29 protein-coding genes and 7 pseudogenes are annotated in these 26,999 nt (G+C 71.2%); 15 read left to right on the forward strand and 21 right to left on the reverse strand.

All coding sequences use genetic code 11. The features are described from left to right. Positions 1-20: 20 nt before the first annotated feature. Positions 21-2,033, reverse strand: a complete 2,013-nt coding sequence (locus OV079_RS56935) for an aminotransferase class I/II-fold pyridoxal phosphate-dependent enzyme (RefSeq protein WP_267777977.1) — start codon at positions 2,031-2,033, stop codon at positions 21-23. A 29-nt stretch (positions 2,034-2,062) separates the two neighbouring features. Here OV079_RS56935 and OV079_RS51580 point away from each other — a divergent pair, with 29 nt between their 5' ends. Continuing rightward, positions 2,063-2,233, forward strand: coding sequence for a hypothetical protein (locus tag OV079_RS51580; RefSeq protein WP_267777978.1), 171 nt, complete (start codon positions 2,063-2,065; stop codon positions 2,231-2,233). Between the two features lie 709 nt (positions 2,234-2,942). On the opposite strand, the pseudogene OV079_RS60155 reads toward OV079_RS51580, so the two are convergent. The 5 genes and pseudogenes from OV079_RS60155 to OV079_RS51600 all read right to left on the reverse strand — a co-directional run. Beyond that, a pseudogene (locus tag OV079_RS60155) lies at positions 2,943-3,224 on the reverse strand (HXXEE domain-containing protein); the annotation flags it as partial. Between the two features lie 178 nt (positions 3,225-3,402). After that, entirely contained in the window at positions 3,403-3,672 is a 270-nt protein-coding gene (locus tag OV079_RS51590; protein WP_338089162.1) for a helix-turn-helix transcriptional regulator, read from the reverse strand. A 205-nt stretch (positions 3,673-3,877) separates the two neighbouring features. Continuing rightward, positions 3,878-4,552 (reverse strand): annotated as a pseudogene (locus tag OV079_RS60160) (AraC family transcriptional regulator ligand-binding domain-containing protein); the annotation flags it as partial. Then, the gene (locus OV079_RS51595) at positions 4,549-5,304 is read right to left on the reverse strand and encodes a hypothetical protein (RefSeq protein ID WP_267777982.1); all 756 of its coding nucleotides are present in this window, start codon (positions 5,302-5,304) and stop codon (positions 4,549-4,551) included. The gene OV079_RS51595 and the pseudogene OV079_RS60160, both read right to left, overlap by 4 nt. 175 nt (positions 5,305-5,479) lie before the next feature. Continuing rightward, complete coding sequence (locus tag OV079_RS51600) at positions 5,480-5,986, reverse strand: hypothetical protein (RefSeq protein WP_267777984.1); 507 nt, start codon at positions 5,984-5,986, stop codon at positions 5,480-5,482. Positions 5,987-6,578: 592 nt separating this feature from the next. Here OV079_RS51600 and OV079_RS51605 point away from each other — a divergent pair. Further along, positions 6,579-7,757 (forward strand): NHL repeat-containing protein, encoded by a 1,179-nt coding sequence (locus OV079_RS51605; RefSeq protein ID WP_267777986.1) that lies wholly within the window; start codon positions 6,579-6,581, stop codon positions 7,755-7,757. On the opposite strand, the gene OV079_RS51610 is transcribed toward OV079_RS51605, so the two are convergent. Both OV079_RS51610 and OV079_RS51615 read right to left on the reverse strand, forming a co-directional pair. After that, positions 7,684-9,075 (reverse strand): sigma-70 family RNA polymerase sigma factor, encoded by a 1,392-nt coding sequence (locus tag OV079_RS51610; protein WP_267777987.1) that lies wholly within the window; start codon positions 9,073-9,075, stop codon positions 7,684-7,686. The genes OV079_RS51605 and OV079_RS51610 overlap by 74 nt on opposite strands. Continuing rightward, entirely contained in the window at positions 9,024-9,239 is a 216-nt protein-coding gene (locus OV079_RS51615) for a hypothetical protein (protein ID WP_267777988.1), read from the reverse strand. The genes OV079_RS51610 and OV079_RS51615 overlap by 52 nt, the downstream gene beginning before the upstream one ends. A 554-nt stretch (positions 9,240-9,793) precedes the next feature. On the opposite strand from OV079_RS51615, the gene OV079_RS51620 reads away from it, so the two are divergent. After that, positions 9,794-10,237: a DUF2306 domain-containing protein gene (locus tag OV079_RS51620; protein ID WP_267777989.1), complete on the forward strand. Its 444-nt coding sequence runs from the start codon at positions 9,794-9,796 to the stop codon at positions 10,235-10,237. After that, the gene (locus OV079_RS51625) at positions 10,237-10,518 is read left to right on the forward strand and encodes a hypothetical protein (protein ID WP_267777990.1); all 282 of its coding nucleotides are present in this window, start codon (positions 10,237-10,239) and stop codon (positions 10,516-10,518) included. Before OV079_RS51620 ends, OV079_RS51625 begins: the two co-directional genes overlap by 1 nt. A gap of 27 nt (positions 10,519-10,545) precedes the next feature. Here the strand turns inward: OV079_RS51625 and OV079_RS51630 are convergent, their stop codons facing one another. Beyond that, positions 10,546-11,118: a hypothetical protein gene (locus OV079_RS51630; protein ID WP_267777991.1), complete on the reverse strand. Its 573-nt coding sequence runs from the start codon at positions 11,116-11,118 to the stop codon at positions 10,546-10,548. Here OV079_RS51630 and OV079_RS51635 point away from each other — a divergent pair. From OV079_RS51635 to OV079_RS51645, 3 genes are all read left to right on the forward strand, one after another. Next, positions 11,099-11,662: a sensor histidine kinase gene (locus OV079_RS51635; protein WP_267777992.1), complete on the forward strand. Its 564-nt coding sequence runs from the start codon at positions 11,099-11,101 to the stop codon at positions 11,660-11,662. The two genes, OV079_RS51630 and OV079_RS51635, sit on opposite strands and share 20 nt — an antisense overlap. A 109-nt stretch (positions 11,663-11,771) precedes the next feature. Next, the gene (locus tag OV079_RS51640; protein WP_267778842.1) at positions 11,772-12,362 is read left to right on the forward strand and encodes a LytR/AlgR family response regulator transcription factor; all 591 of its coding nucleotides are present in this window, start codon (positions 11,772-11,774) and stop codon (positions 12,360-12,362) included. Positions 12,363-12,950: 588 nt separating this feature from the next. Then, positions 12,951-13,211, forward strand: a complete 261-nt coding sequence (locus OV079_RS51645; RefSeq protein ID WP_267777994.1) for a hypothetical protein — start codon at positions 12,951-12,953, stop codon at positions 13,209-13,211. A gap of 102 nt (positions 13,212-13,313) precedes the next feature. Here the strand turns inward: OV079_RS51645 and OV079_RS51650 are convergent, their stop codons facing one another. After that, positions 13,314-14,660: a PAS domain S-box protein gene (locus tag OV079_RS51650; protein ID WP_267777996.1), complete on the reverse strand. Its 1,347-nt coding sequence runs from the start codon at positions 14,658-14,660 to the stop codon at positions 13,314-13,316. A gap of 756 nt (positions 14,661-15,416) precedes the next feature. On the opposite strand from OV079_RS51650, the gene OV079_RS51655 reads away from it, so the two are divergent. After that, a complete protein-coding gene (locus OV079_RS51655; protein ID WP_267777998.1) occupies positions 15,417-16,052 on the forward strand; it encodes a hypothetical protein in 636 nt (211 codons plus the stop codon). Here the strand turns inward: OV079_RS51655 and OV079_RS51660 are convergent. From OV079_RS51660 to OV079_RS60165, 3 genes and pseudogenes are all read right to left on the reverse strand, one after another. Further along, complete coding sequence (locus OV079_RS51660; RefSeq protein WP_267777999.1) at positions 16,027-16,530, reverse strand: hypothetical protein; 504 nt, start codon at positions 16,528-16,530, stop codon at positions 16,027-16,029. The genes OV079_RS51655 and OV079_RS51660 overlap by 26 nt on opposite strands. A gap of 200 nt (positions 16,531-16,730) precedes the next feature. Beyond that, complete coding sequence (locus OV079_RS51665) at positions 16,731-16,928, reverse strand: ferredoxin (RefSeq protein WP_267778001.1); 198 nt, start codon at positions 16,926-16,928, stop codon at positions 16,731-16,733. 32 nt (positions 16,929-16,960) lie between these two features. Next, positions 16,961-18,158 (reverse strand): annotated as a pseudogene (locus OV079_RS60165) (cytochrome P450). Positions 18,159-18,302: 144 nt separating this feature from the next. Between OV079_RS60165 and OV079_RS51680 the strand changes: the two are divergent. Continuing rightward, positions 18,303-19,070: a TetR/AcrR family transcriptional regulator gene (locus OV079_RS51680; RefSeq protein WP_267778006.1), complete on the forward strand. Its 768-nt coding sequence runs from the start codon at positions 18,303-18,305 to the stop codon at positions 19,068-19,070. Between the two features lie 90 nt (positions 19,071-19,160). Here the strand turns inward: OV079_RS51680 and OV079_RS51685 are convergent, their stop codons facing one another. Then, positions 19,161-19,367, reverse strand: a complete 207-nt coding sequence (locus tag OV079_RS51685) for a hypothetical protein (protein WP_267778007.1) — start codon at positions 19,365-19,367, stop codon at positions 19,161-19,163. A 92-nt stretch (positions 19,368-19,459) separates the two neighbouring features. On the opposite strand from OV079_RS51685, the gene OV079_RS51690 reads away from it, so the two are divergent. Both OV079_RS51690 and OV079_RS51695 read left to right on the forward strand, forming a co-directional pair. Continuing rightward, a complete protein-coding gene (locus OV079_RS51690) occupies positions 19,460-19,597 on the forward strand; it encodes a hypothetical protein (RefSeq protein ID WP_267778008.1) in 138 nt (45 codons plus the stop codon). Positions 19,598-19,798: 201 nt separating this feature from the next. Then, positions 19,799-19,981 carry a DUF1918 domain-containing protein gene (locus tag OV079_RS51695; protein ID WP_267778010.1) on the forward strand — a complete coding sequence of 61 codons (183 nt, stop codon included), beginning with the start codon at positions 19,799-19,801 and terminating at the stop codon, positions 19,979-19,981. Here OV079_RS51695 and OV079_RS51700 read toward each other — a convergent pair. Further along, the gene (locus tag OV079_RS51700) at positions 19,956-20,117 is read right to left on the reverse strand and encodes an SRPBCC family protein (RefSeq protein WP_267778012.1); all 162 of its coding nucleotides are present in this window, start codon (positions 20,115-20,117) and stop codon (positions 19,956-19,958) included. The genes OV079_RS51695 and OV079_RS51700 overlap by 26 nt on opposite strands. A 29-nt stretch (positions 20,118-20,146) precedes the next feature. Then, the gene (locus tag OV079_RS51705; protein WP_267778014.1) at positions 20,147-20,422 is read right to left on the reverse strand and encodes an SRPBCC family protein; all 276 of its coding nucleotides are present in this window, start codon (positions 20,420-20,422) and stop codon (positions 20,147-20,149) included. Between the two features lie 35 nt (positions 20,423-20,457). Between OV079_RS51705 and OV079_RS60170 the strand changes: the two are divergent. From OV079_RS60170 to OV079_RS51715, 4 genes and pseudogenes are all read left to right on the forward strand, one after another. Continuing rightward, a pseudogene (locus OV079_RS60170) lies at positions 20,458-20,625 on the forward strand (FAD-dependent oxidoreductase); the annotation flags it as partial. Beyond that, positions 20,547-21,410: pseudogene (locus OV079_RS60175) on the forward strand (FAD-dependent oxidoreductase); the annotation flags it as partial. The pseudogenes OV079_RS60170 and OV079_RS60175, both read left to right, overlap by 79 nt. Before the next feature lie 70 nt (positions 21,411-21,480). After that, a complete protein-coding gene (locus OV079_RS60180) occupies positions 21,481-21,963 on the forward strand; it encodes an FAD-dependent oxidoreductase (protein WP_420829609.1) in 483 nt (160 codons plus the stop codon). Between the two features lie 345 nt (positions 21,964-22,308). Further along, the gene (locus tag OV079_RS51715) at positions 22,309-22,824 is read left to right on the forward strand and encodes a hypothetical protein (protein ID WP_267778016.1); all 516 of its coding nucleotides are present in this window, start codon (positions 22,309-22,311) and stop codon (positions 22,822-22,824) included. 416 nt (positions 22,825-23,240) lie between these two features. Here the strand turns inward: OV079_RS51715 and OV079_RS51720 are convergent, their stop codons facing one another. The 5 genes and pseudogenes from OV079_RS51720 to OV079_RS51740 all read right to left on the reverse strand — a co-directional run bounded on the left by OV079_RS51720 (position 23,241) and on the right by OV079_RS51740 (position 26,998). Continuing rightward, positions 23,241-23,564 (reverse strand): hypothetical protein, encoded by a 324-nt coding sequence (locus OV079_RS51720; protein ID WP_267778017.1) that lies wholly within the window; start codon positions 23,562-23,564, stop codon positions 23,241-23,243. Between the two features lie 322 nt (positions 23,565-23,886). Continuing rightward, the gene (locus OV079_RS51725; RefSeq protein WP_267778018.1) at positions 23,887-24,186 is read right to left on the reverse strand and encodes a carotenoid oxygenase family protein; all 300 of its coding nucleotides are present in this window, start codon (positions 24,184-24,186) and stop codon (positions 23,887-23,889) included. After that, a complete protein-coding gene (locus OV079_RS51730) occupies positions 24,183-24,944 on the reverse strand; it encodes a carotenoid oxygenase family protein (RefSeq protein ID WP_267778019.1) in 762 nt (253 codons plus the stop codon). The genes OV079_RS51725 and OV079_RS51730 overlap by 4 nt, the downstream gene beginning before the upstream one ends. Positions 24,945-25,041: 97 nt before the next feature. Beyond that, positions 25,042-25,332 (reverse strand): annotated as a pseudogene (locus OV079_RS60185) (carotenoid oxygenase family protein); the annotation flags it as partial. Between the two features lie 188 nt (positions 25,333-25,520). After that, positions 25,521-26,998: pseudogene (locus OV079_RS51740) on the reverse strand (flavin-containing monooxygenase). Position 26,999: the final 1 nt, after the last annotated feature.

Consider the following 26,999-nt stretch of genomic DNA (forward strand, 5'->3'; position numbering starts at 1 on the left):
TCGGGGAGGTCGTGAACGGCCTACGAGCGACCTGCGCTGCGCAGGGCCGTCCGTGTCACGAACTCCTGCAGGCGGGTCGCCGCGAAGGCGTCGTCGGCTCGCACGAGCGCGAGCGCGGGCGAGGCCGTGGCGCCGAAGCGCGTCTTCTCCAGGCCGGCTCCCATGCCGAGGTGCAGGCGCTCGCAGCCGAGCCGGCCGGCGCGGCGGACCAACTGCCACAGCAATTGGCGATAGGGGTTGATCTTCGCGGCGCGGAAATCGTCGTAGTCGACGCCGCAGTACAGGGCGCGGTACTCGCGACCTGCCGGGCGCGGCGGCCCACGCGATCGGCGGACCGCCGCCCCGGGCCGCAGCAGCACGAACTCCCACGAGCCGCTCTCGAGCTGCGCGCGCAGCAGCTTCGGCGGGAGGGGGAAGATGTTGATCCGCAGGTTCTTCGCCGCCATCCTGCGGTAGAGCGCGTACATGCGGCCGAGCTCGTCGTCCGACGCGGCGCTGCGGCTGTCCCATACCTCGACCTCGAACAGGGGTGAATGCTCGTGAATGGCGCGGACGTGCCGCCGCTGGCGGTGGCTCGGCAACGCGGCGATGAACGCCGCCTCGCCGCGCCAGGCGAGCGGCACGAGGTAGCGCTCGAGCAACGGGACGGGCACGAAGCCCTGGCCGGTCAAGACGCGCACGAGCTCGGGGTCGTCGGCGAGATCGCGCAAGACCAGGGTGCTGCAGTGTCGGGCCTTCATCTCGGCGACGCCGGCCTCGGCGAGGGCGATCAGCGCGGCGGCGCGGCCCGGGCCCGGGGCGAGGAACATGTGCTCGCCCTCGGAGGCCATGTTGCCCATCACCACCGCGCGCGAGGTGAACAGGTACGGATCGGCGACGCGCTCGCGCTCGAGCGCCGCGCTGACGGCCGCGCTCATGAACGTGTCGTCCTTCATCAAGAGCGTGGTGAACGGCGCCGCGGCGACGACCTCGTCGCCGCGGCGGACGAGCACGTAGCGGAACGACCAGCGGTGCTCGCGGCGCGCGTGCTCGCCGTGGAACACGCGCTCGGCCGCTCGCATCGAGCCCGCGTCGATGTATGAAAGATCGCCGACGAGCGCGTCCCAGAGCCCGGCGTCGAGCTGATCGATGCTCGCGTGGGTCTCGACGGCGAGCGCGTCTGCCGGCGAGGCGCGGCGCTCGGGGAGCTGCTGCACCGCGGGGGCTGGCGGACGCGCGGCGCGGAGGAACGACGGGAGCACGCCCTCGAACTGCTCCGCGACCTCGTCGCGCGTCACGCCGACGGCGGCGAGCACGGACGGCAGGTGCTCGGCGATCGCGTGGAACAGGGCGTCGACCTGGGCCGCGCTGTGGATCGCGTTGATGGCGATCCGCAGGCCGCCGCGGCTGGCGGGCACGGCCGGGAAGCCGGACACGTTGACGTGGAAGCCCTGGTCGCGCAGGCGCTCGGCCAGCAGGAACACCGCCTCGACGCGGCCCAGGGCGATGAAGAAGATCGGCGCCTCGTTCTCGATCACGAGCGGGATCGCCAGGGTCCGGCACAGCGCGTTGGCCTGGGCGACGCGGTCGCGCAGCGTGGCCTGGAGGGGCGCCAGCTCGGGGCTCAGGTGGATCCGCGCCGAGGCGATGCTCGCCCCGAGGTCGCCCGGGCGCAGCGGCCCCGAGAACGAGAACGGGCCGCCGACCAGGCGCGCGGTCTCGAGGAGGCGGCGGTCCTGGACGACGACGACGCCGCCGCCGGTGGCGAACGCCTTGGCGAGCGAGGTCACCAGGACGACGCGATCGCCGAGCGGGAAGCGCGACAGCAAGTGCCCGCGGCCGTGGTCGCCGGCCCAACTCATCCCGTGGGCGTCGTCGACGAACAGGCGCACGTTGGGCGCGACGGCCAGCAGGTCGTGCAGGAAGCCGGCGGGCAAGAAGTCGCCGTACATCGAATAGACGCCGTCGCAGGCGAACCATACGTGGTGGTGCGTGCGCGCGAGTCGGTCGACGACGTCGAGCGCCCGCTCGAGCTCGCCGTGCTTGACGACCACCTTGGCGGCGCTGCTGCGCGCATTGCAGGGTGATCGCGTCGTCGACCGAGCGGTGGACCTGGTGGTCGCACACGATCGCGTCGTCCTCGGCCAGCAGGGCCGGCATCACGACGTGGTGGGCGATGCTGGTGCTCGGCAGCAGCAGCACTCGCGGCACGCCGAAGATGCGCGGCAGCAGGTCCTCCTCGAGCTCCGGGTAGAGCGGGCAGGACAGGTAGCCGCGGCTGAACGACGTCTGGGTGCCGTAGCGGCGGTAGGCCTCGACCCCGCCGTCGACGAGCCGCGGGTCGAACTCCAGGCCCAGGTACGAGCAGCTGCCGAACGACAGCAGCCGCTTGCCGGCGACGCTGACGTGGCGGTCGTCGAATCGCGGGTCCTCCGCGGCCAGGAAATAGTGCCCGCGGTCGCGGCCGTGGCTGTGAACTTGAAATATTGCCTCTCGAAAGCTAGATGCGTCCATCGATGTTGGCGTGATAGCAGAGCGCGAGCGCGCCGCACGGGGCAGGTTTTTTCCTGCAGGCCGCGGAGGATCAGCCCGATCGGTGCTCCCGGACGCATCCGTCGCGCGCTCGGTGCGTGGATGGAGTCGCTCTGCGGATTCGCGTGCCCGCCGTTTGGGACATGTCGATGCAGCGAGTGGTGCATCGGCGGCTCCATGAACGCATGAGTCCGCGTTCGCCCGGGAGACGCTCTGCGCCCGCGCGTCACCGCTGCGCCGGCCCGGCCGCGAGCATCGGCGACAGCTTGAGCAGCAGCACCGGCCATAGCTGCAGGCCGCCGGCGATCAGCGCGGCGGCGGCGTAGGTCTGCCACGCGCACGCCGGCGCGCCAGGCCTCGCGGAAGGTCAGCGCCGCGAGCGGCAGGAAGAACACCATCGCGCTGATGCACCCGGGGTTGGGGTGCCCGCCGGTCAGCGACGGCAGCAGGTGGAACAGCAGGGCGTTGATCACCATCAGCGCCGGGAACACGAGCGCGCACGCCGGCATGCGCCAGCCGAGGGTCGCGGTCGTGACGCCGATGACGATCACCACCGCATTGGTGACGTAGAAGGTCGACCAGCCGGGGAACATCATGCCGACGGAGTGGGCCCATTCGAGCCAGCCGAAGGCCAGCTCCTCCATGATGTGAAGGCCGTACACGGGGACGCACAGCCACAGCAGGGCCGAGAAGGGGTCGCGTTCGCGGGTCATGCCGCGAGCATGCCGGGTCGCTGGGCGGCCCGCCGGGCGCGAGGCGCCAGCGGTCGAACCGAACGCGCCAAGTCGGCGCGGGCGCGTCGTGCGAACGGGCGAGCGGCCCAGCCATGACGCGTCCCGAGTCAGCGCGGCTCGTCGCGGAAGGTGAGTGGCCGAGCCATGACGCCCCGAGTCAGCGGCGGTACTCGGACGGGCTGGCGCCGGTCCAGCGGCGGAAGGCCCGGCTGAACGCGCTGAGGTCCGAGAAGCCGAGCATGAACGCGATGTCGGTCACCGTCGCGTCGCGGCGCCCGAGCTGGGCCAGCGCCGCCTCGCGCCGGACGTCGTCGACCACGTCGCGGAAGCTCGTGCCGGCCTGTCGCAGGCGCCGCTGCATCGTCCGCTCCGAGGTGCCCAGAGCGCGCGCGACCGACTCGGCCAGCGCGTCGCCGTCGCCGAGCAGCCCCGCACCTGCGCACGCAGCTCGGCGACGAACGCCGCCTCGCCGCCGCGGCCGCGCAGCTCGTGCTCGAGCTGCGGCAGCAGCGTGCGGGCCAGCGCCGCGTCGACGCCTCGCACCGGCAGCGCCAGCACCGCGCGCGGGAACACCAGCGCGTCCTCGTCGGCGCCGAACCGCAGCGGCGCGGCGAACCCTCGCGCGAGCGGGTCGCGTCGCGCGGTGCCGCGTCGCGCAGCCGCACCTCCGTCAGCAGCGCGTCGCGGCCGGTCGCGCGGCGCAGCTTGGTCGTCCACACCATCAGCAGGAACTGCGACAGGTGCCGCGAGCGCGGCAGCTCGCCGCGGAAGCGGTGGCCGAGGAGCGCCAGGTCGCCGCGCAGCTCGAGGCGGGCCTCGTTGGCCTCGTGGTACAGCCCTTGATAGCGCAGGAACTGCCGCACCATCGTCTCGACGTCGGCGGTGTGGGCCAGGGCGAGATCGACGATGTCGAACGGCGCCGCGCCGACCAGCGCCGCCGCGAACACGCCGAAGGCAGGGTCCCGCTCGCGCTCGCCATCGCCTCCCACACCGCGATCGCAGTCGAGTGCGGCACCCGGGCCGTCGCGTCGCCGATCGTGGCGAGGGAGATCTGGACCTGCTGCGCGAGTTCGGCGAGCGGCCGCCCCGTCCGCGCCGCGGCCGCGAGCAGCGGGACCCGCACGGACTGGATGCACACCCTCGGCTCGGCCATTTCCCCGAGGATATCCCAGGCGTGGCCGCCACGTCCGTTGGGCGGTGGCCGGGCTCGCTGCGGCGCGGGGCTGCGCGCGCCGGTTGTGCGGCTGGGGCTGGTCAGGAGCGCAGCGCCTCGACGCGGACGTGGCGAGTGCCGCCGCTGGGGTCACGGCCCTGGCGGGCGCGAGCGCCAGAACGGGCCGTCGTGGGCGAGGTCCGGGTCGTGGGCGATGACTGTGAACTCGTGGCCGCGCAAGAGCTCGGCGACGGTCGGCTCCCTGGTGAAGAGCCGGCGCCAGAAGGACAGGTCCGGGCGCTCCGGGTAGCGATCGAAGCACAGCTTGACGTGCTCCTTGCGCCCGGTCGAAAGCAGGTAGGAGGCCTTCACGCCGGACTGCACAAGCGTCTCGTGTACGGCCGCGCTGACATGGGCATGGTACGCGTCGCAAAGGGGCAGCCGCAACAGGACGTTTTCGCCGAAGCACGGCTGTTCGGCCAGGACTTCGGCCGGGAAGGTGACGCGATCGATGCCATGACGGACCTCGCCGTCCTCGACGCGAATCACCGGGCCGCCGCACTCCCAGGCGCTCCTCGACAGCGCGGCCGTGACGTGTCTGTTGATGTCGGCGAGAGCGTAGCGGTAGGTAAGGCTCACCTCGAAGCCCGCGAAGACGGGCCCGAGGAAGTCGGCCTCGACGAGGGTGATCGGCGCCAGGTGCTCGGCGAGCTCCTCCAGCCCCAGGCGCCTCGTCCGGATCTGCAGGCCGTATTCGTCGTCGTCGGGGTCGCTGTCGGGGAGCTGCCTCTCGGCCATCCACAGGGTCTCACGCTCCCACTCCTCGCGGTCGGCAGCCGTTGACGTGACCGCGGAGACCCCCGTGAGCCGGAGCGAGAAGATGAATCGCCGGGGAGGGGAGAACACGCGCATTCATAGCACGGCCGCGATCGGCGGGCCAGCGACAGCCCGTCCTCGGGGTCGGGGCGCGGGCTCGTGGGCCTGAACCTGTGTCGCGCTGAACTCCGCGAGCGTCCGATAACCCGGGAACTCCTCGAGGACAAGCTGGGTCTTGGAAACGGTTTGATGGCCGCCGCTGGCGTCACGGCCCTGGTATGAATGAATGCCAAAACGGTCGATCGTAGGCGAGGTCCGGGTCATGGGCGATGACCGTGAACTCGTACCCGCGCAAGAGCTCGGCGACGGTCGGCTCCCTGGTGAAGAGGCGGCGCCAGAACGACAGGCCGGGCCGCTCCGGGTAGGGAGCGAAGCACAGCTTGACGTGCTCCTTGCGCCCGGTCGAAAGCAGGTAGGAGGCCTTCACGCCGGACTGCACGAGCGTCTTGTGTACGGCCGCGCTGACATGGGCATGGTACGCGTCGCAGAGGGGCAGCCGCAACAGGACATTTTCGCCGAAGCACGGCTGTTCGGCCAGGACCTCGGCCGGGAAGATCACGCGATCGATGCCATGACGGACCTCACCGTCTTCGACGCGAATCACCGGCCCGCCGCACTCCCAGACGGTCCTGGCCAGCGCGGCCATGACGCTTCTGTCGATATTGACGAGGTCATCGCCGTAGGTGAGCTTCACCTCGAAGCCCGCGAACACGGGTCCGAGGAAGTCGGCCTCGACGAGGGTGATCGGCGGCAGCGTCGAGCCCGGCGAACCGCGGCGTGCCGGTGCGCCGGGGCGATGTGGGCTTTTGCGCGATCGCGGCTTGTTTGGTGGGGCGGCGAACGAGGGGCGCGAAAGCTGACATCGGGTATGAGGTTACTTTGCGGAGGACACACCCGTCAATGCGCGCGGATCGGATGATTGGAGGAAGGCGCGATACGACACGGTACACGTGAGCGCGCCGCTGGACCGGCCCGCGGGCACGTCTGGCGGCCCGGCGGAGCGATTCGGAGGGCACGCTTCGGAGGTGCTGCGGCGCTCGCGTGCTGTGATTCTGACTCGCTGTATTGGTATGAATCATGCCTGGTCGATCCTTCGAGTCGAGCCGCGCTCTTGATTCGTAGCGAACGGAGCGTCGCAGCTGGGGGCGCGCGACAGACAACTTCTTCTCCAGGACGCGACGAACTCGACCGCTTCGCTCGGGCGCAGGACGCGTAATTCCCCGGCGCGGCGGCCGTCCGGGGCGCGAGACGCGTTTTGCTGCGACGAGCGGCGGGCCCCGCGGACGTGGTGTATCCTGCCCGCGATGTCGCCGCGCCTCTCGCTCTCGCTCCTCCTCTCGCTCACCGTCGCGTCTTGCGGAGGCGACCCGAACTCGACCGAGGGCGCGACCTCGACGAGCAGCACGGGCGAGCCCGGCACGACGACCGGCGCGAGCGAGCCGACGACCGGCACCACCGACGCTCCGACCGGCGGCACCACCGGCGAGGCGCACGTCGTCCCCGAGTTCGGCGGGACCTTCGTCGTCATCGGCACCGCCGACGACGGCCTGCACGCGGTCCGCGACCTCGAGTTCAACCCGGCCGCGCCCGGGCAGCTGTGGACCTTCAACATGCTGAGCCACGGCGTCGTGATCTACTTCGATCCGGGCACCCCGCAGCAGACCTCGGAGGAGCGCATCGACGCCTACGGGCAGCACTTCATGGCCTACGTCTCGTCAGCCGCGTTCACCGACGACAACACGTTCGCCACCTGCCAGGAGTCGCGCAACGAGTGGAACGTCGGGCCGCAGGACCCGGACGACTTCATGGGCCCGGCGCTGTGGCCGGCCGATCTGGACATCTTCGCCAAGGTCGGCCAGGCGTTCCCGCCCGAGGGGATCGAGGGCAGCCACCTCGACATGCTGCACCAGAGCCCGCTGTGCATGGGCATCGCCCACGAGGCCGGCAACGCGTTCTGGGCCTTCGACGGCATGCACGGCAACATCGTGCGCTACGACTTCCAGGCCGATCACGGGCCCGGCGGCGGCGACCACTCCGACGGCATCATCACCCGCTACACCGACGTCACGGTGACCCGGCTGGGCAACATCCCCGGGCACATGGAGCTCGATCACGCGACCGGGATGCTGTACATCGCCGACACCGGCGCCGGCCGGCTGCTGCGCCTCGACACCGCCAGCGGCACGAACACCGGCAAGCTCCCCGGCGACTGGGACGGCGCCGAGTACACCGGCGTCGAGGGGGCCGACGTGCAGGTCCTCGTCGAGGGCCTCGACGAACCCTCCGGCCTCGCGCTGCACGACGGCCGGCTGCTGGTCTCCGAGCACGGGACCGGCGACATCATCGCGTTCGACCTCGAGGGCAAGGAGATCGATCGCATGGCCACGCCGGCCAAGCGCATCATGGGGATCACGATCGGCCCTGAGGGCGACCTGTGGTACGCCGACGCCGGCGCCGACGAGGTCGTCCGCGTCGCTCCGTGATCGCACGCCGGGGCGAGGTTCGGCGAGCCCTGCGCACGTCACGGCTCGCACGGCGGTCGCATCGATGGGCGCGCTCCCGCGACGAGGCCACCTGCTTCACGTCGCCGATGCCGGCGCAGCGCCGATTCGCGTCTCGCGACGAAGACGGCGAGACGCGGGCGCATCGCCGTGCGACCAAAGCCGCGAGCCGGGCGCCCCGCGGTGGGGCGACCGGCTCGTGGTCGGGCTCGTCCGAGGAACTGTTACATGAGCTGGCGGCGCTCGAACTCCGAGCGGAGCTTGCGCAGCGCCTGCTCTGCAGCTGACGGATGCGCTCGCGCGAGAGCGAGTAGTTGGCGCCGATCTCCTTGAGGGTGAGCTCGGGCTCGCCGTCGAGGCCGACGCGCTTGCGGAGGATGTCGGCCTCCATCGGCGAGAGCTTGTCGAACACCTCGAGGAGGGCGTCCTGCAGGAGGGCGGAGTCCATCAGCTCGTAGGGGGTGGCCTGGCTGGCGTCGACGAGGGTGTCGGCGAGGCTGCTCTCGCCGTCGCGGGTGGCCGGGAGCGAGAGGCTGAGCGGCTGGTCGATGAGCGACCAGCTCATCCGCTGGATGCGCTCCATGCTGATGCCGGTGGCCGAGGACAGCTCCTCGTCGGTGGGGGTGCGGCCGTACATGACCTCGTACTCGCGGCGGGCGCGATTGACCTTCTTGCAGGCGTCGATCATGTGGAGGGGCAGACGGACGCTGCGGTCGGTGTCGACGATGGCGCGGGTGATGGCGTAGCGGATCCACCAGGCCGCGTAGGTGGCGAAGCGGCAGCCGCGGGTGGGGTCGAAGCGGTCGACGGCCTTCATCAGGCCCATGTTGCCGTCCTGGATGAGGTCCTGCAGCGGGATCGAGCTGCGGGCGAAGCGGCGGGCGATGGCGACGACGAGGCGGAGGTTGGAGCGCACGAAGGCGTTCTTGGCCAGCATGACCGCGTTGTGGGCCTTGCGGGCGGCGGCGACGTAGCGGACGAAGGGCGCGCTGTCGCGGTAGGGCGGCTTGACCTTCATGTTGGTGGCGACGCCGCGGTCACCCTCGAGGCCGGTGAGGTCGGCGAGGATGGAGTCGGCGACGACGCTGTCGACGTCGGCGAACACCAGACGATCGATGAGGGCGTTGCGCGCGGCGTTGAAGGCCTCCTCGTGGCTCTTCAGCACGCGGTCGCGGAGGGCGCGAGAGGTCTTCTCGACGGCCTCGAGCACGGCCGGCGGGACGGCCTCGGCCGACAGGCGCTCGCCGATCAGGGCGCAGATGGCCGAGACGAACGGCGGGTAGCTCGGAAGGCGGCCCACATGGCCTTCTTCAGCTCGACCAGGCGGGTGGCCGCAGCCATCTCCTCGTCCTTCCCCATCACCGTGACATCGGCGAGTTCGCGGAAGTACCGCGCGGTCGTCGCACCACCGATCGGCGCATTGAACGTGCAATCATTCCCGGAGTTGGTGATTCGATTCAGCATTGTGGACCCCTCGTCTGACCTCAACTAGTTTCCCGATCCTGAGATAAAGAGGACGTAAGGAGAGGCGGCGAGAGCCTCAAGAAAGCATCAAGATCGGTGTAAAACGCGGCATATGCGCGGATTTTCGTCGACTTTGACCGACTCTGACCGATCGACGCAGAGTTTTGTAGAAACGCGAGGCTAGGTTAATTACTAGTTTTGCACCATTGATATGCCTGCCAATGTAGATGGAGGGGCGGGACGGCGCATCGGCGGCGATCCGGGCGAACGTAGATTTCGCGCGGCGCGGGAGGGGCGAGCCGGCATTCGTCGGAGCGAGCGTGAATGACGAGAGTCGCCGACCCGCGAATGCTCGCGGCGTCGCTTCGCTCGCTCGTGTCGCGCGCTCGTCGTGCGGCTCGTGCTTCCATGGCGGGGCGCTCTCACGCATCGCGGCGGTGGTTCGCGCCGTTCGTCGCCCGGGACGCGCCGTTCGTCGGACGGCGGCCGCCGCCCATCCGGACGCTGCGGCGCGGGCCAGGGGCAGGGCCTATCCTCGCTGCGAGTCGAAGCCGATGCGCGAGCTCTACCTGCCCCTCCTCACTCTCCACATCGGTGCCGGCGTGACGAGCCTGCTGACCCTCGTCCCGCCGCTGGTCGCCCGCAAGGGCGGCGCGTGGCACCGCCGGGTCGGCCTGGCCTTCGTCGCGGCGATGGCCGTCACGGCCGTCTCGGGGCTCGTGATCGCGGGCCTGTGGATCGCGGTCCCGCTGGCGATCAAGCCGCCGCCGAGCCCCGAGCAGGCGGCGGCGCAGGTCGCAGGGATGCGCCAGTTCGGCTGCTTCCTCGCGTACCTCGGGGTGCTCATCCTGCAGGCGGTGACGAGCGGCATGCGGGCGGTCGCGGTCGGGCGTCGCCGGGCGGTCCACGGCGCGCTCGTCGATCGGGCGATGGCGGTGTTCGTGCTCGGCACCGGCGCCGCGCTGGCGATCGCGGGGATCTGCCAGGGAGCGTCTTGATGATCGTGTTCGGCGCGATCGGCAGCCACGGCGGATGGCACGACCTGCGCTACCACCTGCGCCCGCAGACCGAGCGCCGGGCCTGGCTCGTGCGCCACCTCGAGAGCATGCTCGGAGCCGTCATCGCCGCCTTGACGGCCTTCAGCGTGTTCAACGCCCATCGCCTGTTCGGGGCGGTGTTGCCGGCCGATCTGGCGTTCCTGCCGTGGGTGCTGCCGACGCTCGTCGGCGTGCCGGCGGCCCGGGCGTGGAAGGCTCGTTACACCCGGGGCGGGGCGTGACGCTCGAGCGGCGCGAGCCCTCGCTTGCTATCCTCGCCCGCATGTCGGCAGGCGGAGCTCGTCGCTGCGGACTCGCCTGCGCGCGTGGGCGGACGACCTGCGCGAGGACGCGTGGATCGTCGCGTTCGTGCCGGCGGCCCTGACGGCGATGCTCGGCGCGCTCGGTCGCTCGAGCTTCGCCGAGCTCGCGCGCACGTTCGCCTTCAACGCGACGATCATGGTCCTCGTCCGCTGCTCGCCAGCGGGCTGTTCAACCTGGTGTTCGCGCCGATGCTCGTCGGTCGCGGTCGGGCGCTGCGGTGGGTCGCCCGCGGCGGGGCCGTCGCAGTCGCGGTGGTCGTCGCGGCCGAGCTCTCGGTGCGCCTCTACGCCGCGGTCGGGTGGGTCGCGGACGTCGCCGCCAGCCGCGCGCAGGTGCTGCGGATCGCCGTGGTCGTGTCCGTGACCCTGTTCGTCGCCGCGGCGGCGCTCGAGCGCATCCACGATCGGCGGCGCGCGCTCGAGCGCCGAGGAGGAGCTCCGCCGCGAAGCGCTGCGCGCCCAGCTGTCCGCGCTGCAGGCCCGCACCAACCCGCACTTCTTGTTCAACGCCCTCAACACGGTCGCAAGCCTGATCGAGGACGACCCCGCGCTCGCCGAGCAGGCGGTGGAGCGCCTCGCCGGCCTGTTCCGCTACAGCCTCGACGGGTCGCGCACGCTCGAGGCGCCGCTGCGCGACGAGCTCGCGGCGGTCCGCGACTACGTCGAGGTCGAGCGGCTGCGCTTCGGCGAGCGTCTGCGGGTCGAGTTCGCCGTCGATCCGGCGACCGAGTCGCTGCTGGTCCCGCCGCTCGTGCTGCAGCCGCTGGTCGAGAACGCGGTGGGCCACGGGGTCGCCGCGAGTCGGGCCGGCGCGACCGTGCGGATCGTCGCCGCCCGGGTCGACGGGTCGCTCGAGCTGCGGGTCGAGGACGACGCGGTACGACCTGCGGCGCCGCGAGCGACCCGCCCCGGCAGCGGCACGGCCCTGGCCGATCTGCGCGAGCGGCTGCGGCTCGCCTACGGCGCGGCGGCGGGGCTCGAGGCCGGCCCGGTCGCGAGCGGCGGGTTCTCGGCCCGCCTGCGCCTGCCGGTGGCGCCCGCGCGCGGGGAGGGCCAGGCGTGAAGGTGCTGGTGGTCGACGACGAGGCGCCGGCGCGACGCCGGCTGGTGCGGATGCTCGAGCGGATCGCGGACGTCGAGGTCGTCGGCGAGGCGGACGACGGAGCTCGGCCCTGCGCCAGATCGCCGCGCTGCGCCCGGACGTGGTCCTGCTCGACATTCACATGCCGGAGCTCGACGGCATGGAGCTGGCCGAGACCACGGCCGAGCTGCCGGCGCTGGTCTTCGTCACGGCGCACCCGGACTACGCGGTGCGGGCGTTCGCGGTCGCCGCCCACGATTATCTGCTCAAGCCGGTGCAGCAGGCGCGGCTCGAGCAGGCGCTCGCGCGTCGCGACCGGGCGCGCCCCGCCGGATCCGCCGCGCCGGTCCGGATCTCCGCGCGCGCCGGCGACTCGGTGCGGCTGTTCGACCCGCGGACGATCACCCGCTTCCGCGCCTCCGACAAGTACACCGTGTTCCGCGTCGGTCCCGAAGAACATGTCCTCGACGACAGTTTGAACAACCTCGAGGAGCGGCTCGCCGGCCTCGACTTCCTGCGCGTGCACCGGAGCGAGCTCGTCAACCTCCGCGAGGCCCGGGCGCTGCACCAGCGCGACGGCGCTGCGGTGCTCGAGCTGTCCGACGGCCAGCGCGCCCAGGTCAGTCGGCGGGCGATCGCCGAGCTCAAGCGCCGGCTGGGCCTCCGCGACGGCGAGGCCTGAGCGGGGCCCGCGGTCTGCTCGTTCCGCTCGAAGCATTCGCCGTCGGGATCGCGAATCATCACACTCCGTCGCCCGGTCCGGGGCTGCGGCCATGGAGGTGTTCCAGGTCCACGGGTGGCAGAGTCGCTCGCGCCGGGACGCCCGACCTCGGCTGCGCGATCGCGTCGACTTCCCTCTCGGCCGGCGATCGGTCACCCTGGTGCGCGTGTCGGCTCTGCCTCGCGCGCTCCTGTTGCTCGTGCTGGCCGCGTGTGCCGGTCCACGACAGGGCGCGCGAGTCGACGCGGTCGGCGTGCCCGTCACGTCGTCGACGCCGCCGTGCGAAGTCGTGGGCGAGGAGGACGTCGAGTCCGTGAGGCAGCGCTGCGGCGGCCTCCTCGTGGCGACGGAGGAGCGGACGCCGGGGCCCGCGCTCCGCGTCGAGGTCGTGCCGGACCCGCTGGTGGTCCGTGCGGGGGCGCGCGGGGTTCGCAGTGCGGGTCACGAACACGGAGCGGCGGCCGGTCCGTCTGGTCCTCAATTGTCCGCTGCGGACGCGCGTGCGCTGCCGACGGGACCTCGAACCTCCCGCCCGAGGAGGAGGGCGAGGTGCTCTGTGGAGTTGCGGGCCTCGCGGTCGACCTGCAGCCCGGCGCCGCGCTCCGGTTCGAGGCGGAGGTCGAGACGCGGACCTGGGTGCGGATGGATCCCGGGCCGGACGCGAACGGCTGGACGCTGGGGCCGGACCCCGCGTGGGAGCCCGGCCCTGCCTTGCCGCCCGGGTCGTATGCGCTCGAGGTCGACCTGCCGGGCGTCGCCGGCCGCGACGGCGCGCTCGTGACGGTCCGGGGCGCGCTCCGTCTCGAGTGATGACGACGCGGGCGGAGCGGCCTGCTCGACCGCGATGCTCTCGCTGCTCAAGGCCGGCGCTCGCCGCAGCCACGACGTCGAGCGGGGCCCTATTGCCGCGATTCAGGCGTGGAGCTGCCGCTTCCCGAGCGCGAAGGCGATGCCGCTCTGCAGGGTGCCGCGAGTGACGAGGCGCTCGAAGTTCGCCTCGATCTGGACCAGGGTTTGCGCGATCTCTGGACGGATCCCCGTGATGATCACCTCGGTGCCCAGCAGCCGCGCCGCATGAGCGGTGCGGAGGAGCGCGCCCGCGACGGCCGTGTCGACGACGAGCACGCCGGTGATGTCGAGGATGACGAATCGCGCCCGCGACTCGGAGACGCCGCGGAGGATGGCCTCCGTGATCTGTTTGGCGCGGACCGTATCGACCGTGCCGATGATCGGCATCACGAGGATCTCGTCCGTGACCGGGATCAGCGGCGTCGAGAGCTCCTGGATCGCCTGCGCCTGGGCGAGCAAGAGCTGTTGTCGCTGCGCCTCCTCGGCCTCGGCCCGCTTGTACGCCGTGATGTCGGTGTTGAGCTCGAGCACCTCCTCGGCCTGGCCGTTCTTGCCGCGCTTGAGCACCCAGCGGCTGGCGACGACGATCTCCTGGCCGTCGGCGTGGGCGTGGGCGAGCTCCCCGTTCCAGTAGCCGGCCGACAGCAGCTGGCGGTCGATCGCCTCGGGCTCGGCGGGGAAGCGGGTCCGCAACAGCTCATGCGTGAAGCGTCCCATCGCGGCCCCGCACTCGTGGCCGTAGAGCCGCTCGGCGCCGCGGTTCCAGTACGTGATGGTGCCGCCGATGGTGCGGGTGATGATCGCGTCGTGGGTGAGATCGAGCAATTCGGCCAGCCTGCGCAATTCGTCGGTCTGACGCGCCAGCTCCTGCCGCGCCAGCTCGCGCTCGGTGACGTCGGAGCTGAGGCCGGCGACGCCGATCACTTCGCCCGAGGGGCTGCGCATCGGCCTCAATTGCGTCTCCAGGATTCGCCCGTTCTCGCGGGAGAGGGAGGTGTGGGCCTCGCCGGCGAGCGCCAGCTTGAGGGGCCCGAGGTTCTCCGGCCGGTCCCGGTACATGTCCATGACGTTGATGCCGACGAGCTGCCCGGGTTTCGTCCCGATCGCGTGGAGGGCTCCGCCCTCCGAGAGCTTGATCATGCCGGCGGCGTCCGTCGCCCAGGCCATGACATCGAGATTGTCGAACACCATGCGCACGATATCTTCATATTCACTCATGATCGCACCCATACGGCAACGCCGCGGTGATAGAGTCCGTACATGGAGCCCTTCACGGCAGGGTCGCATGGATCGGGCCGGGCCGGAAGCGCAGTGGTTTCGAATCTCGAACGCAGCGAATGGATGTCGAATGCATGGCTCGGGCCATTCCCTACATTCGGCAGACTCGGCCCTCGCCTCGGGGGCCCGCACCCTCTCGGGAGCGCCTCGCGTCTCGCGGCTCCTGCCCGATTCAATGTTCAATCGGGTTCGCAACGTGGTTTGGCGCGCGTGTCTTCCGGCATCGGGTCCTATTCGATGTTCCGACACGGCGGGCGTGTCGGGTGAACACAGCGCGCCGGTCTTCGGAGCACCTGGCCCGATTCGATGTTCCATCGGCAAGTGGGCGGGGCATGGCAGTCGTCACGAGTCACAGTCGGCGCCGTCGTTGCAGAGAGGGAGCGCCCGCGGCAACGTCACACCCGCCGCGCGAATGCGCGGATGCATGGCTCCGGGAGCGCCCGTTGAAGGTCCGCGGCCCCAGTGGGTGTGGTCGTCGGCCTCACGGGAAAGACCCAGTTGACGAGGCCGCGACCAGGCAGGCACCGACCAGCGCCTTCGTCGCGGCGGGCCGAGCCCGCGCCGATTCGTCGGCGAGACCGCGGGTCGACGGCCGTCCTGCTCGCCGAGCGTGCGGACCGCAGAGGAGCGACGTCATCGTCATGAACCTTCGGCGAGGACGACACGGCGAGCCCAGGGGCGAAACCCCCGATCGGCGAGGTCGTCGGCGCGGCCCGGAAGCTCACGCGGGGTGTCCCTCCGGCAGCGCGACCGGGTAGCATGGGAGCGCCGTGTCCCGCACCGAAGGCCCGATCGCCGCGCCCGAAGCGTTGCTCACCACCCTCGCCGAATACCGCCAGCTCCGCGCTGTTCGCCGGCCTCGACCCGCGTCACGAGTGGGCGCGGCGCGTGGCAGGGCCGCCGGAGCTCGACCTCGACGCGGTCGCCCGGGTCGAGCGCGACCTCGAGGCCGAGCTGACCGACGCCGTGCTGGCCGTGCTGGCGTGCCAGGTGCCGCACCTCGAGGACCACTACGACATGACGCTGTCCCAGATCGCCGCGCACACCGAGGCCGCGTGGTCGCGCGGCTGTCCCCGCGACCAGGTCGCGGTGGCGCGCACGCAGGGCGTGTTCTACTGCGTGCCGCGGCGGCTGCGGCCGTGGGCGTCGACGGCGATCGCGGCGTGGGCGGACCGCACGCTCGAGCTGCCGCGCAGCCTCGAGAAGTGGATCGCCGACGAGCCGATGGATGGCCTCTGGGACATGTTGTGCGAGCTCGACCTGGTCGACCCCGACGCCCACGAGCCCGTGCCCGCGCACGCGCGGCCCGACGCCGCCCCGGCGCTGGTGCCCCGGCTCGTGCGACCGGTCGCCGCGGCGGTCGCGGCGGCGCGGCGGGCCCAACACCCGAAGTTCGGCGCCGGCCGGGTGCTGCAGGAGATCGGGGACGGCGAGGCGCGCAAGCTGGTGATCGACTTCGGCGCGCCGCACGGGGTCCGCACGCTGCTGGCCCGCTTCGTCAGCGAGCTCCCGCCGGGCCCGTGAGCGGCGCGACCCGGGCGGCGGCGCGGACGGGGCGCGGCCCGCTCAGGAGCTGGCCCTCGACCATGTGGCAGTTGCTGCACGAGAACCCGTCGGGGGCGGTCTTCGGATCGTACACCGGCGCCCCGAGCAGCTTGGCCATGTCCGGCCAGACTTCGTCGCTCATGAACTGAGCCCACCGCGCGTGCTCCGGATCCTCGATGTATTCGAAAAGGCCTCCTCGGTGGCGGGGAGCCGGGGGATCTGCGGGCTCGGCATCGCATACGAGCCGTCGCTCGCGCCGTCGCCGTGACAGGTCGCGCAGCTCATGCTCGAACCTGGCGTCGAAGCGGACGAAGGCCTCCTTCATCTGCGGCAGGACGACCTCGCTCATGAAGGCGTGGCGCTGCGCGAAATCCATGTCCTCGTAGGCGATCGGCCCGTCCGGCTCGCCCTCGCAGGCGGCGACGAACAGACACGCGGCGATCGAGATGTGCTTCATGACCATGACAGCACGTCGAACGAGGGCCGCCGGGATCGACACGGTCCGGAAGTTTCTCGGCGAATCTCTCAAACTGGGCGCTGCGGGGTGCTACGGGCCAGTTCGGGGCCGAGCTGTGTTCGCCCCCGGCTCGGCGAGCTCGGGGGCGCGCGCGCCCGAACTTCAGTCCGCGGTGTGGGCCGCGCGGTGCGGCCCGCTGGTCACGTGCCCTCGTCCAGCGCGATCGCGGCGCCGGGGCACACGCAGGCCGCCTCGCGGACGGCGGCGTGCAGCTCGGTCGGGGGGGCAGCGTCGAGCAGGATGACGATGCCGTCGTCCCGCTGGTCGAACACCCGGGGCGCGATCATCACGCACTGACCGGCGCCGCAGCACTTGCTCTCGTCAATGAGTACTCGCATGTTCGTGGCTCCTCTCTGTCGATTCGCGGCGCTCACCAGGTGACCGGGAACTCGCGGATGCCGTAGACGGTGGCGTCGTCCTTGAAGCGCAGCTCGTCGACGGGGACGGCGGGCCGCAGGCCGGGGATCCGCCGGAACAGGGTGTCGATGACGATCTGCAGCTCGAGGCGGGCGAGGTTCTGGCCGAGGCACTGGTGCGGGCCGAAGCCGAACGCGAGGTGGTTGCGCGAGCCGCGTTCGAGGTCGAGCTCGTCGGCGTTGCCGAACACGGCCGGATCGCGGTTGGCGGTGTTGGCCAGCAGGAGCACGCCCTCGCCGGCGCCGATGCGCACGCCGCCGAGCTCCACGTCCTCCTGGCGACGCGGCCGAGCGCGTGCTCGGCGATCGTGAAGTAACGCAGCAGCTCCTCGACCGCCGCCGTCGTCTTCGACGGATCGGCCTGGAGGGCGGCCAGCTTGTCCGGCTGTTGCAGCAGCACCAGGGTGCTGAGCGAGATCATGTTCGCGGTGGTCTCGTGCCCGGCGAGCAGCAAGAGGAACGCCATCGACACCAGGTCTTGCAATTGACGGCGCCGCTCTCGCGCTGCTTGGCGATCTGGCGGCCCAGCAGGTCGTCGGTGGGGTTTTCGGCCTTGGCCGCGACCAGGCGGCCCAGATACATCATGAGCTCGCCGACGGCGCGCGCGATCTCCTCGGCCGGGGTCTTCTGATTCACGAGCGCCCCGGAGCGCGTCTGGAAGAACTCGTGATCGGCGTAGGGCACCCCGAGCAATTCGCAGATCACGAGCGACGGCACCGGCAGCGAGAACGCCTGCACCAGATCGACGGGCTTCGGTCCGGCCAGCATGGCGTCGATGTGCTGGTCGACGATCTGCTGAATGCGCGACCCGAGCGCTTGAGTCCGCTGGACCGTGAATTCGCCGAGCACCGCGCGCCGCGCCTGCCCGTGCTCGGGCGGGTCCATCTCGAGCAGCAGCGGCTTGAGGTCGCTCGAGGGCGGAGGCTCGTGGGACAGCGAGGGGAAGCCGGGATCCCGTCGGTTCGAGCTGAACCGCGGATCGGACAGGACGGCCCGGATATGCTCGTGCCGGGTCACGGCCCACGCGATCCTGCCATTGGGCAGCTGCACCTTGGCGATGGGCTGCTCCTCGCGCAGCCGGCGATGCTCCGCAGGCGGCGCATAAGGGCAGGTTCGTTGGATGGGGAGCGGCGAAATGAGCTCGGCTGACATGGATCACACCTCGATCGGGCACGTACGCGGGAGGCGCCGTCCGCGACCGGCTCAAGCCAGCCGATCGGCTAGTGCCCTGCAAGCCGATCGGCCAGTGCGGGCCTTGTCGCGCGCGCGGCGATGACCGAGCATCACGGGAGGCCGATGACCGCCAGCAGCGCCGCCAACGACACCCGATCGCGCCTGCTCGACACCGCGCTGAAGCTGTTCAGCGAGCACGGCGTGGAGGGCACGTCGCTGCAGATGATCGCCGACGCGCTCGGCGTGACGAAGGCGGCGGTGTACTACTACTTCAAGACGAAGGACGAGATCGCCGAGGCCGTCGCCGCGCCCACGCTTCACGCGCTCGAGCAGGTCATCGAGGCGGCGCGCACCCGGCCGAGCCGCGGCGCGCAGGTCGATCACGTGCTGCGCGGCTTCGTCGAGCTCATCATCGGCCAGCGCCTGCTGCTCGGGGTGTACAACAGCGACCCCGGGATGCAGCGAGTGGTGAATCGGACGTTCCAGGAGCCGCGCGGCGAGGACCTGCGGACCCGAATGCGAGCAGTGCTCGCGGGCGACAATCCCGACCTCGATGACGCGATCACGCTGCACGTGGTGTTCACGGGGCTGGCGATGGCGGGCGGCGCCCCGAGTACGCGAGCCTCGACGACGATACGCTGCGCCATCACCTCCTCGCCGTCGGTCGGCGCTTGCTCGGTCGCCCGCGCGCGAGGATCGGTAGAGCGCGGGGGCGCGCTCGCGGGCGCGGCCGCGGCGTCGTATGAATCATCGCCATGCCGCTCCTTCGCTCGCTCCGCTCCTCGCTCGCCGTCCTGTGCCTGGCCGCCGGTCTCACCGCGTGCCCCGAACCGGAGGCGAACGACGCGTCGATCGCCGCCGCCCGCGAGCAGGCGGGCGGCGCCGAGGTGACCGTGCGGGGCGCGTCTCGGTGGCGCCCGGCACGTTCGAGTCCGCGACGTTCGAGCGCGGCTTCGCCATCGCCGACGAGGGCGCAGGCATCTACGTGAAGATGGACGAGGCCGCGTCGGTGGCGCTCGGCGACGAGGTCGAGGTGACCGGGGTGCTCGGACAGATGGCGAAGCTGCGGGTCGTCGCGGCCGAGCCGTCGGCCGTGGTGTCCCTCGGCGACAACGCGGCGGTCACCCCGGCGGCGATCGCCACCGGCGAGGTCGACGAGGACGTCGAGGGCCGACTGGTGCGAGTCACTGCCGCGGTGACGCAGACGTTCGTCGACGACGCCCTCTACGGCTACAAGCTGTGGGTGGACGACGGCTCGGGAGATTCAGCTGTTCTTCCACGTGTCCGCCGGGTTCGACGCGGCGGCCCTGATGGCGCTCACCGCCGGCCAGACGCTGGCGGTCTCGGGCCTCGCGTTTCAATACGAGGACACCTACGAGGTCGCCCCGCGCTCGCCGGCGGACCTGGTGATCCAGTAGCGAAAGCCCATGAATTCGAGTACACGCGCGACAGGGTCGCGCCGCCTCGAATGTCGCGGCAAGACCGGGCATCCTGCGAGGATGGCTCGGTTCGGGGGCAGTCGCCGTCCGTCGATTGGCCCTGAGCCCCGAATTCCCCTGGCGCAACGCTGCCGAGCCCGCTTGACACGCCCACGCGAAAAACGCACGAAGGGGCTCGTCATGAGAGCACAGGTCGGAGATCGAATCCACGTGCATGCTCTGAATGCGGAGATGATCGGCGAGATCGTCGAAGTCCTCGGCCTCGAGGACGCGCCGGCGTACCGGGTCAAGTTCCCGAACGGGCACGAGGTGGTGATGACGCCGACCGCGGACACGATCATCGAGCCGAAGCAGGGCGAGTAGCGCCCAGCAGGGCGGCCAGGCTGCGGCGGCCCTGCTCCATCACGCGGTGGTGGCTGCGGGCCATCGCCCGCTTCACGGGCGGCAGCCGGGCCAGAGCGCGCAGGACGGGGCGGCCCAGGTCGACCTCCCACAGCATGACGACGCGCGTGCCACCGTCGTGGGCGGTCAGCGTCCAGGTGCCGCGACCGATGAGGTCGCCGTCGGCGCCGAACTCGAGGCGCCAGGAGGCTCGCGCACCGCGACGTGCTGGACGAACTCGAGGGTGAGGCCGAAGTCGCCGCGTACCCGACAATGGACGACGTCGCCGGTGTCGTCGAGTTGTCGAGCCTGCTCGAAGCCCGGCCACCAGCGCGGGTACTGCGGTGAATCGGCGAGCGCCGGCCAGACCCTCGCGGGCGGCGCGGGGACGGTCCAGTCGCTCCGGAGATGAAACGCCGGCATGATCGGAGGCTAGCAAGACGCGGCCGGTTTGACGGGTGCGGGGGGCGGTGCGAGGCTTGGCGCCGGTGTCCGCGACGCTCGAGTTCGATGTGGTGATCCTCGGCGGCGGCATCGCGGGCTTGACCTGCGCGGTCGGCCTGCTCGACGCCGGCCTGCGCCTCGCGGTGATCGAGCGCGACGAGTTGCTCGGCGGCGCGCGCGCAGCTGGAAGGACCCGACCACCGGCGATCCGGTGCACGTGGGGCCGCACATCGTCACCGACTGCTACCCGAACTTCTTCCGCCTGCTGGGGCGGCTGGGCACGGCGGACCGCGTGGTGTGGGAGCCCGAGTCGCTGCTCTACACCATGTTCGACGGGGCCCGGGCGATCGAGCTGCGCCGCTCGTCGTTGCCGCCGCCGGTGCAGATGCTGGCGACCCTGCGCGCCGACCCGGAGCTCGGCCTGCTCGACCTGGCCTCGAACGCCGCGCCGGCCCGGGTGGCGCTCGGGCTCGACGAGCAGGCGGTGCTCCGGCTCGACGGCCTCGACGGCGCCGCCGCGCTGGACATCCTCGGGGTGCGGCCGGCCATGCAGCGCCGCTACTGGCAGTTCGCGGCGATGTCGATCCTCAATACGCCGCTGGGGCGCGTCTCGGCGGGGTCGTTGCTCCGCGCCTTTCATCACGCGATCACCCGCGACGCGGTGCGGGTCGGCTTCCCCGGCGTCGGCCTGGGCGACCTGTTCGCGCCGGGGGCCCGGGCCGCGATCGAAGCGGCGGGCCACCCGGTGTGGACGGGCACGAGCGCGGCGGAGATCCTCGGCGACGAGACGCGAGCGACCGGGGTCCGCCTCGTCGACGGACGGATCTTGCGCGCGCGCCACGTGGTCAGCACATTGCCGCCGGGCGACCTCGCGGCCCTGCTGCCCGAATCGTGGCAGGCGCGGGCGGGGCTCGACTCGTTGCGGTGGTTCTCGCCGGTGCCGTACGTCAGCGTGTATTTGTGGTTCGACCGGCGAATCACCGCCCGGCAGTTCTGGGCCCGCTCCTATCACCCGGACGATCTGAACTGTGACTTTTATGATTACGCCAACATCTATCCCGACTGGGGCGCGGCCGTCGCTCGTCGGCAGCAACATCATCGACGCGGGGCGCGTGGCCCACTGGAGCGACGCGGCGATCGTCGCGCGGACCTGCCACGAATTGATGGAGAACCTGCCGGCGGCGCGGGCGGCGACGCTGCGCCACGCGACGGTGCACCGCATCCCGCTGGCGGTGCAGGCCCCGCTGCCCGGCTTCGAGGCCCGCAGGCCGGCTGCGCGCAGTCCGGTGGAGGGGCTGCTGCTGGCGGGCGACTGGACGCGCACCGGCCTGCCGTCGTCGATGGAGAGCGCGGCGGCGTCGGGCTGGCGCGCGGCCGAGCTGGTGGGTGCCGACACGGCCGCCCGCTGGCGCTGGGCAGCCGCTGCCGCCGCGCGGCCGCCTGGCGCGGGTGTTGATGGCCGCGTCGCGGGTCGCCCCGTGGCCGCCAGCATGCGCCGGGCGACGGCGCGAAGGGTCTGATCCTCCGATGGGAGGCAGGCAGGCCTCTCATGGTCGTTCGCGGCGGCGGATGACCTGGCCCGAAGGTCAGGCTGGGCTCCACGTCGCGTGCGTGCCGCTGGCGATCCGTTCGGGCAGGCGGACGCGGGCGATCCACCGCAGCAAGCGGAGTTTCCGCGACGCGTCTCGAAACGTCCTGAGCGCGACGGTCGACGCGCACCGGCCGGCGTCGGCGCGCGGCTGGCTCCGAGCGAAGGAGGGCCACCGTCACGCCGGAAACGCCTGTGAAACGTGTCGCTCGGCGCTCGCGGCCGGGAAACCGTTGCCGTCCGCTTGTGAGCGGCCCAGCCTTGGCCACGGCGGGCTATGCTCACCGAACTCGTCATCAACGTTTCGCTCCTCGCGGTGACCGCCGCCAGTTCCGCGCCGCCCGGGCTGGCTGAGTTTTCGGGTAGGGCGCCCACGGCCAACGCTGCCGCCGAGGCTGACGTGGAGACGGTGTTGAAAAGGCTCGAAGTGCCGATCACCCTTCATCATGTCGACGCCTTCGTGGAGACCGCGGACGAACTCTACATTCAGGTCGACTATCACATCGCGCTCGGTCACGTGGCCATCGCCACGCGCATAGACCAGGATGGTACCGGCGTGGCGCGACTGACTCTCGACCAGCGCGTGCTCGCCGAGCAGAAATTCGTAGACGGCAAGTCACCACGGAGAGCACCGCGTTCGGCGCTCTCACCGGTGAGGACGCGCTTCTCCTGGGCGCAAGCGTCTATCAGGTCTGGGACCACGACGTCGTCATCAAGGCGCTGGCGGAGACGCGAGGGCTCCTTTGCGGTCTCGCGGCCGGAATCAGCTTCCTGGCGATCTCCGCCGGCGTGATCGCTGGCTGTGGATCGGCGACGTCAGGCTTCGGCACCGCCGCCTGTGTCACTCTGGGCGGTGGGCTGGGGAAGGAGACCGGAGCCATCGTGCATGACAAATGCCAGAAGGCGCAGAACTAGCCAAGACGGGGCCCATGTCTGCGCTCCAGGTCTACACGCCGCTCCCCCAGCCTTGGGGCTGGTTGCCGACGGACCACTCCTGGCCCGGGCATTTCTGACACCCATCGCGCTCATTTTCTGGTTGCCCTTCGTCGGCTTCTTCTTTCCGCTCACGCTGCATTTCAACGTGGCTGTGGCGAGACTGCGCTGGGCTTCTACCTCTACTATCAACTTTGGGGGGCTCGTGGAGCGGCTTGCCCGAGGCGCCTCGCGCAGCGACGACGCATGCTGGTTGCTGATGCGGATAGAGAGTCCTCATCGACGGAAGAAGTGCCTGCACCCGTCTCTCGATTGAGCGGGCTCGATGACTACGAGCACTTCATGACCCGGTGGTTCGGAAGATACGACCGCCTGGTACATCACGTCTTCCATCTCGCGTTCCTTGTCTTCATGTTCTACCCAGGCTGGTGGACGAAGGCCCTCGGCGTCCTGTGGATCCTCGGCTTTACCAAGCTCGTCCGCGCATCCGCTCGGCGCCAGACTGCGGCGCGAGCACTTGACGCTCCCCAAGGTGGCGCTGAGGCGCGACGGCACCGCCTCGAAGGGCGACCAGCCGCCGCGCCGGAGCTTGGCCTGCACGGAAGAACCGGCGCGTGGCCGCCCGCTAGCGAGTAGCCGCGGTGGTGCCAGCGCGAGATGGGCGGGGATTTCCCCGCTTGGATCCCGCGTCACGTGAATGACGGCGGTGAAAAGCGCTGCTCCGCACGAGGTCCCCGTATCCGGGCCGGGTGAAGTTGACGAATGTCCTCACCCGTCCGTGCGCTGTAGCGCTCCGCGACCATCGCCCCGGCGACGACGAGGTCGTCATGGATTGTCATCGCACGCTCTCATCTCGTTGTTGTCCGTTGGATGACGTGTAGATGGCGCGAGCAGACGCGAGCCGGCTGCGGCGCGCGGCGAATCAATCCGAGCTCCACGTCGCGTGGGTGCCGCTGGCGATCCGCTCGGGCAGGCGGACGCGGGCGATCGGGCCGGCGGCGAGGTCGTGGGCGGCGAAGATCTGGCACTCCGAGAGGTCGTGGACGGTGTCGCTGACGAAGGTGACGACCCAGGCGTCGCCCTCGCCGGCGCCGCCGGGGCGCGGACGACCGCGACCTCGCTGGCGTAGACGCCGTCGTCGAAGCCGAAGTGGCGCTCGTGGCCGGTGCCGAGGTCGGTGTGCAGGATGCCGTCGAACAAAACCACCCGGCTTGCCGGTCATCGACCACAGTGGCGGTTGCGCACGCCGGCGACGCGCGGGTCGATGGTCGGGAACTCGGTGAGGGTCGGCGAGAGGTCCTCTTCGCGGCAGGCGCCGGTGGCAGGTTCATCCGCCAGCGGCGCAAGGACGGCCGCAGGCTGGCGAGGTCGACCTGGCGCATGAGCCAGGCGTACTCGCCGTGCAGTCGAGCTGCGGGCGCGGCATCGGGTCGCGCTGGGCGTAGCCGTCGAGCACGAGCTCGTCGCCGTCCTCGAAGGCGTTGGTGAAGTGGAGGACGTAGGTCGCGGCGGCCTCGAACCACCGCACCTCGTCGGTCCGGCGCGCCGCGGCAGGACGGCGAAGCGCGAGGGCATGGCGGGGTCCCAGCGCGGGCGGTGGATCCCGCGGGCCAGCAGCGCGGGGTCCCAGAAGATCGGGAAGTCATTGAAGACGACGAAGCGCTCCGACATCGCCATGTCGTGCGGCAGGCGCGGGCCGGGCAGCGGGATCGCCACGTCGTGGACGCGCTCGCCGCGGGCGTCGACGACGCCGTAATGCAGGTAGGGCGCGGCCTTGCCGTAGCGGAAGTAGTGCAGCTCGCCGGTGCGCGCGCAGACCTTCGGGTGCGCCGAGATGCCGGTGTCCTGCGGGACCCACGGCTCGGGGCCGAGCGACTCCATGGTGTCGGCGTCGAAGGCGTAGGCGTCGCCGCACTGGTAATGCGTCGAGAGGACGCGGCCGCGGTGGACGACCACGTCGGTGCTCGAGGCGTCCTTCATGCCGCCGCGCGCCCCAGCCGGGGTGCCGCGACAGGCGCGGGTCCTCGGCGATGCCGGCGTACTGCGGGCCGCCGGCCGCGAGCTCCTGGGCGAGGGCGCGGGTCGGGACGAAGCGGTTGCGGTAGCGGGCGCGGCCGCCGGCGAAGCGGATGGCGTGCAACATGCCGTCGCCGTCGAACGGGTGGTAGCGCTCGAACGCAGGGACCAGCGGGTTCTCGGTGTTGCGCACGTAGAGGCCGGCGAGGTCGTCCGGGATGGCGCCGGCGACGACGTCGAGGTCGTCGGCGTCCCACTCGTTCAACTGGGGCCGCCAGGCGCCGCTGCGGTAAGGGTGCGCGTCGGCCTCCGGGAGGAGCGAGGTCCAGGTGCGGTGGATCGTGGCTTTCATGCGGCGTCACCGACATGATGCGCCGCGAGCCGCGAGTCCGGGAAGCCCCCTCGTCGCGCGTGCGCTCGCCGCGGCGCGCGGCTGTGTTCGCGCGCCCCCGGAGGTTTGCTCGGTGGACCGCGTCGTCGCATGCGCACCTCGGACGGCTCGCGGTGCAGCCGGCGGAGCGAGGCGTCGCCAGCCGCAGCTCACGCGACCGTGCTCGCGCGCGGCGGGCTCGAGAAGCGCATGGCGTCGTCGGTCACCGAGCCGAGGCGCAGGGCGAGGAGGTCGAGCGGGTAGTTCATCCGCAGGCGCCACGGGGCCCGCGAGCCCTGCCTCGGCAGCGTCGCCAGCGAGCGCAGCACGTAGCCGGCGCCGAAGTCGAGCAGCGGCTTCTCGCTCATGCTCGCGTCGTCGTTGATCGGCACGCACTGGCGGTGGCCGTGGGCGTCCATGTAGTCGAACCAAGCGGCAGACGTACTCGCCGGTGAGGTCGGCCTTGAGCGTCCACGAGGCGTTGGTGTAGCCGATGGCGAAGGCGAAGTTGGGCACGCCCTCGAGCATCAGGCCCTTGTAGGTCTTGCGAGTGGAGACCGACCTCCTCGCCGTCGACGTACATGCGGATCCCGCCGAACAGCAGGAGGTTGAGGCCGGTGGCGGTGACGATGACGTCGGCGGGGAGGTCGGCCCCCGACTTGAGGCGCAGGCCCGTCTCGGTGAAGGTCTCGATCTCGTCGGTCACCACCGAGGCCTTGCCGCGGCGGATGGCCTTGAAAAAGTCGCCGTCGGGCGCGAGGCAGAGCCGCTGGTCCCACGGGTCGTAGCGGGGGGTGAAGTGGGTGTCGATGTCGTAACCGGCGGGGAGTTGCCGCTCGAGCGCGCGTCGCAACAGGCGCTTGATGACCTGCGGGCGCCGGCGCGAGGTCTGATAGATGCCGAGCTGGAAGAGGATGTTCTTCCAGCGCACGGCGGCGGCAGCGGCGGCCTCGGGCAGCCAGCGACGCAGGGTGTGGGCGACGGGGTCCTTCGTCGGCAGGCTGGAGATCCACGTCGGCGAGCGCTGCAGCATCGTGACGTGGCCGGCGGCCTCGGCCATGGCCGGGATGAGGGTGACCGCGGTCGCGCCGCTGCCGATGACGACGACCTGCTTGCCGGCGTAGTCGAGGTCGGCCGGCCAGTGCTGCGGGTGGACGATGCGCCCGCGGAAGCGCTCGGTGCCGGCGAATTTCGGGGTGTAGCCCTCGTCGTAGCGGTAGTAGCCGGTGCAGCCGAGCAGGAAGTCGCAGGTGAGCTGCAGCGCCTCGCCGGTGTCACCGCGGACGACGTCGACGGTCCAGCGCGCGTCGGCGGAGGAGTAACGCGCAGCGACGACGCGGTGATGAAAGCGGATCTTGCGATCGATGCCGTAGGCGACCGCGGTGTCCCGCAGGTAACTCAAGATCGAGGGGCCATCGGCGATCGCGCGCGCCTCGTTCCACGGGCGAAAGCTGTAGCCGAGCGTGTGCATGTCGGAGTCGCTGCGCACGCCAGGGTAACGGAACAAGTCCCAGGTGCCGCCGAGGTCGGCCCGCCCCTCGAGCAAGGCGAAGCGCTTGCCAGGACACCCGTGCTGCAAGTGGTAAGCGGCGCCGATGCCGGACAGGCCTGCGCCGATGATGAGCACGTCGAGGTGTTCGGGCGTCATG

This window comes from Nannocystis pusilla (assembly GCF_026626665.1).
GTDB lineage: Bacteria > Myxococcota_A > Polyangia > Nannocystales > Nannocystaceae > Nannocystis > Nannocystis pusilla.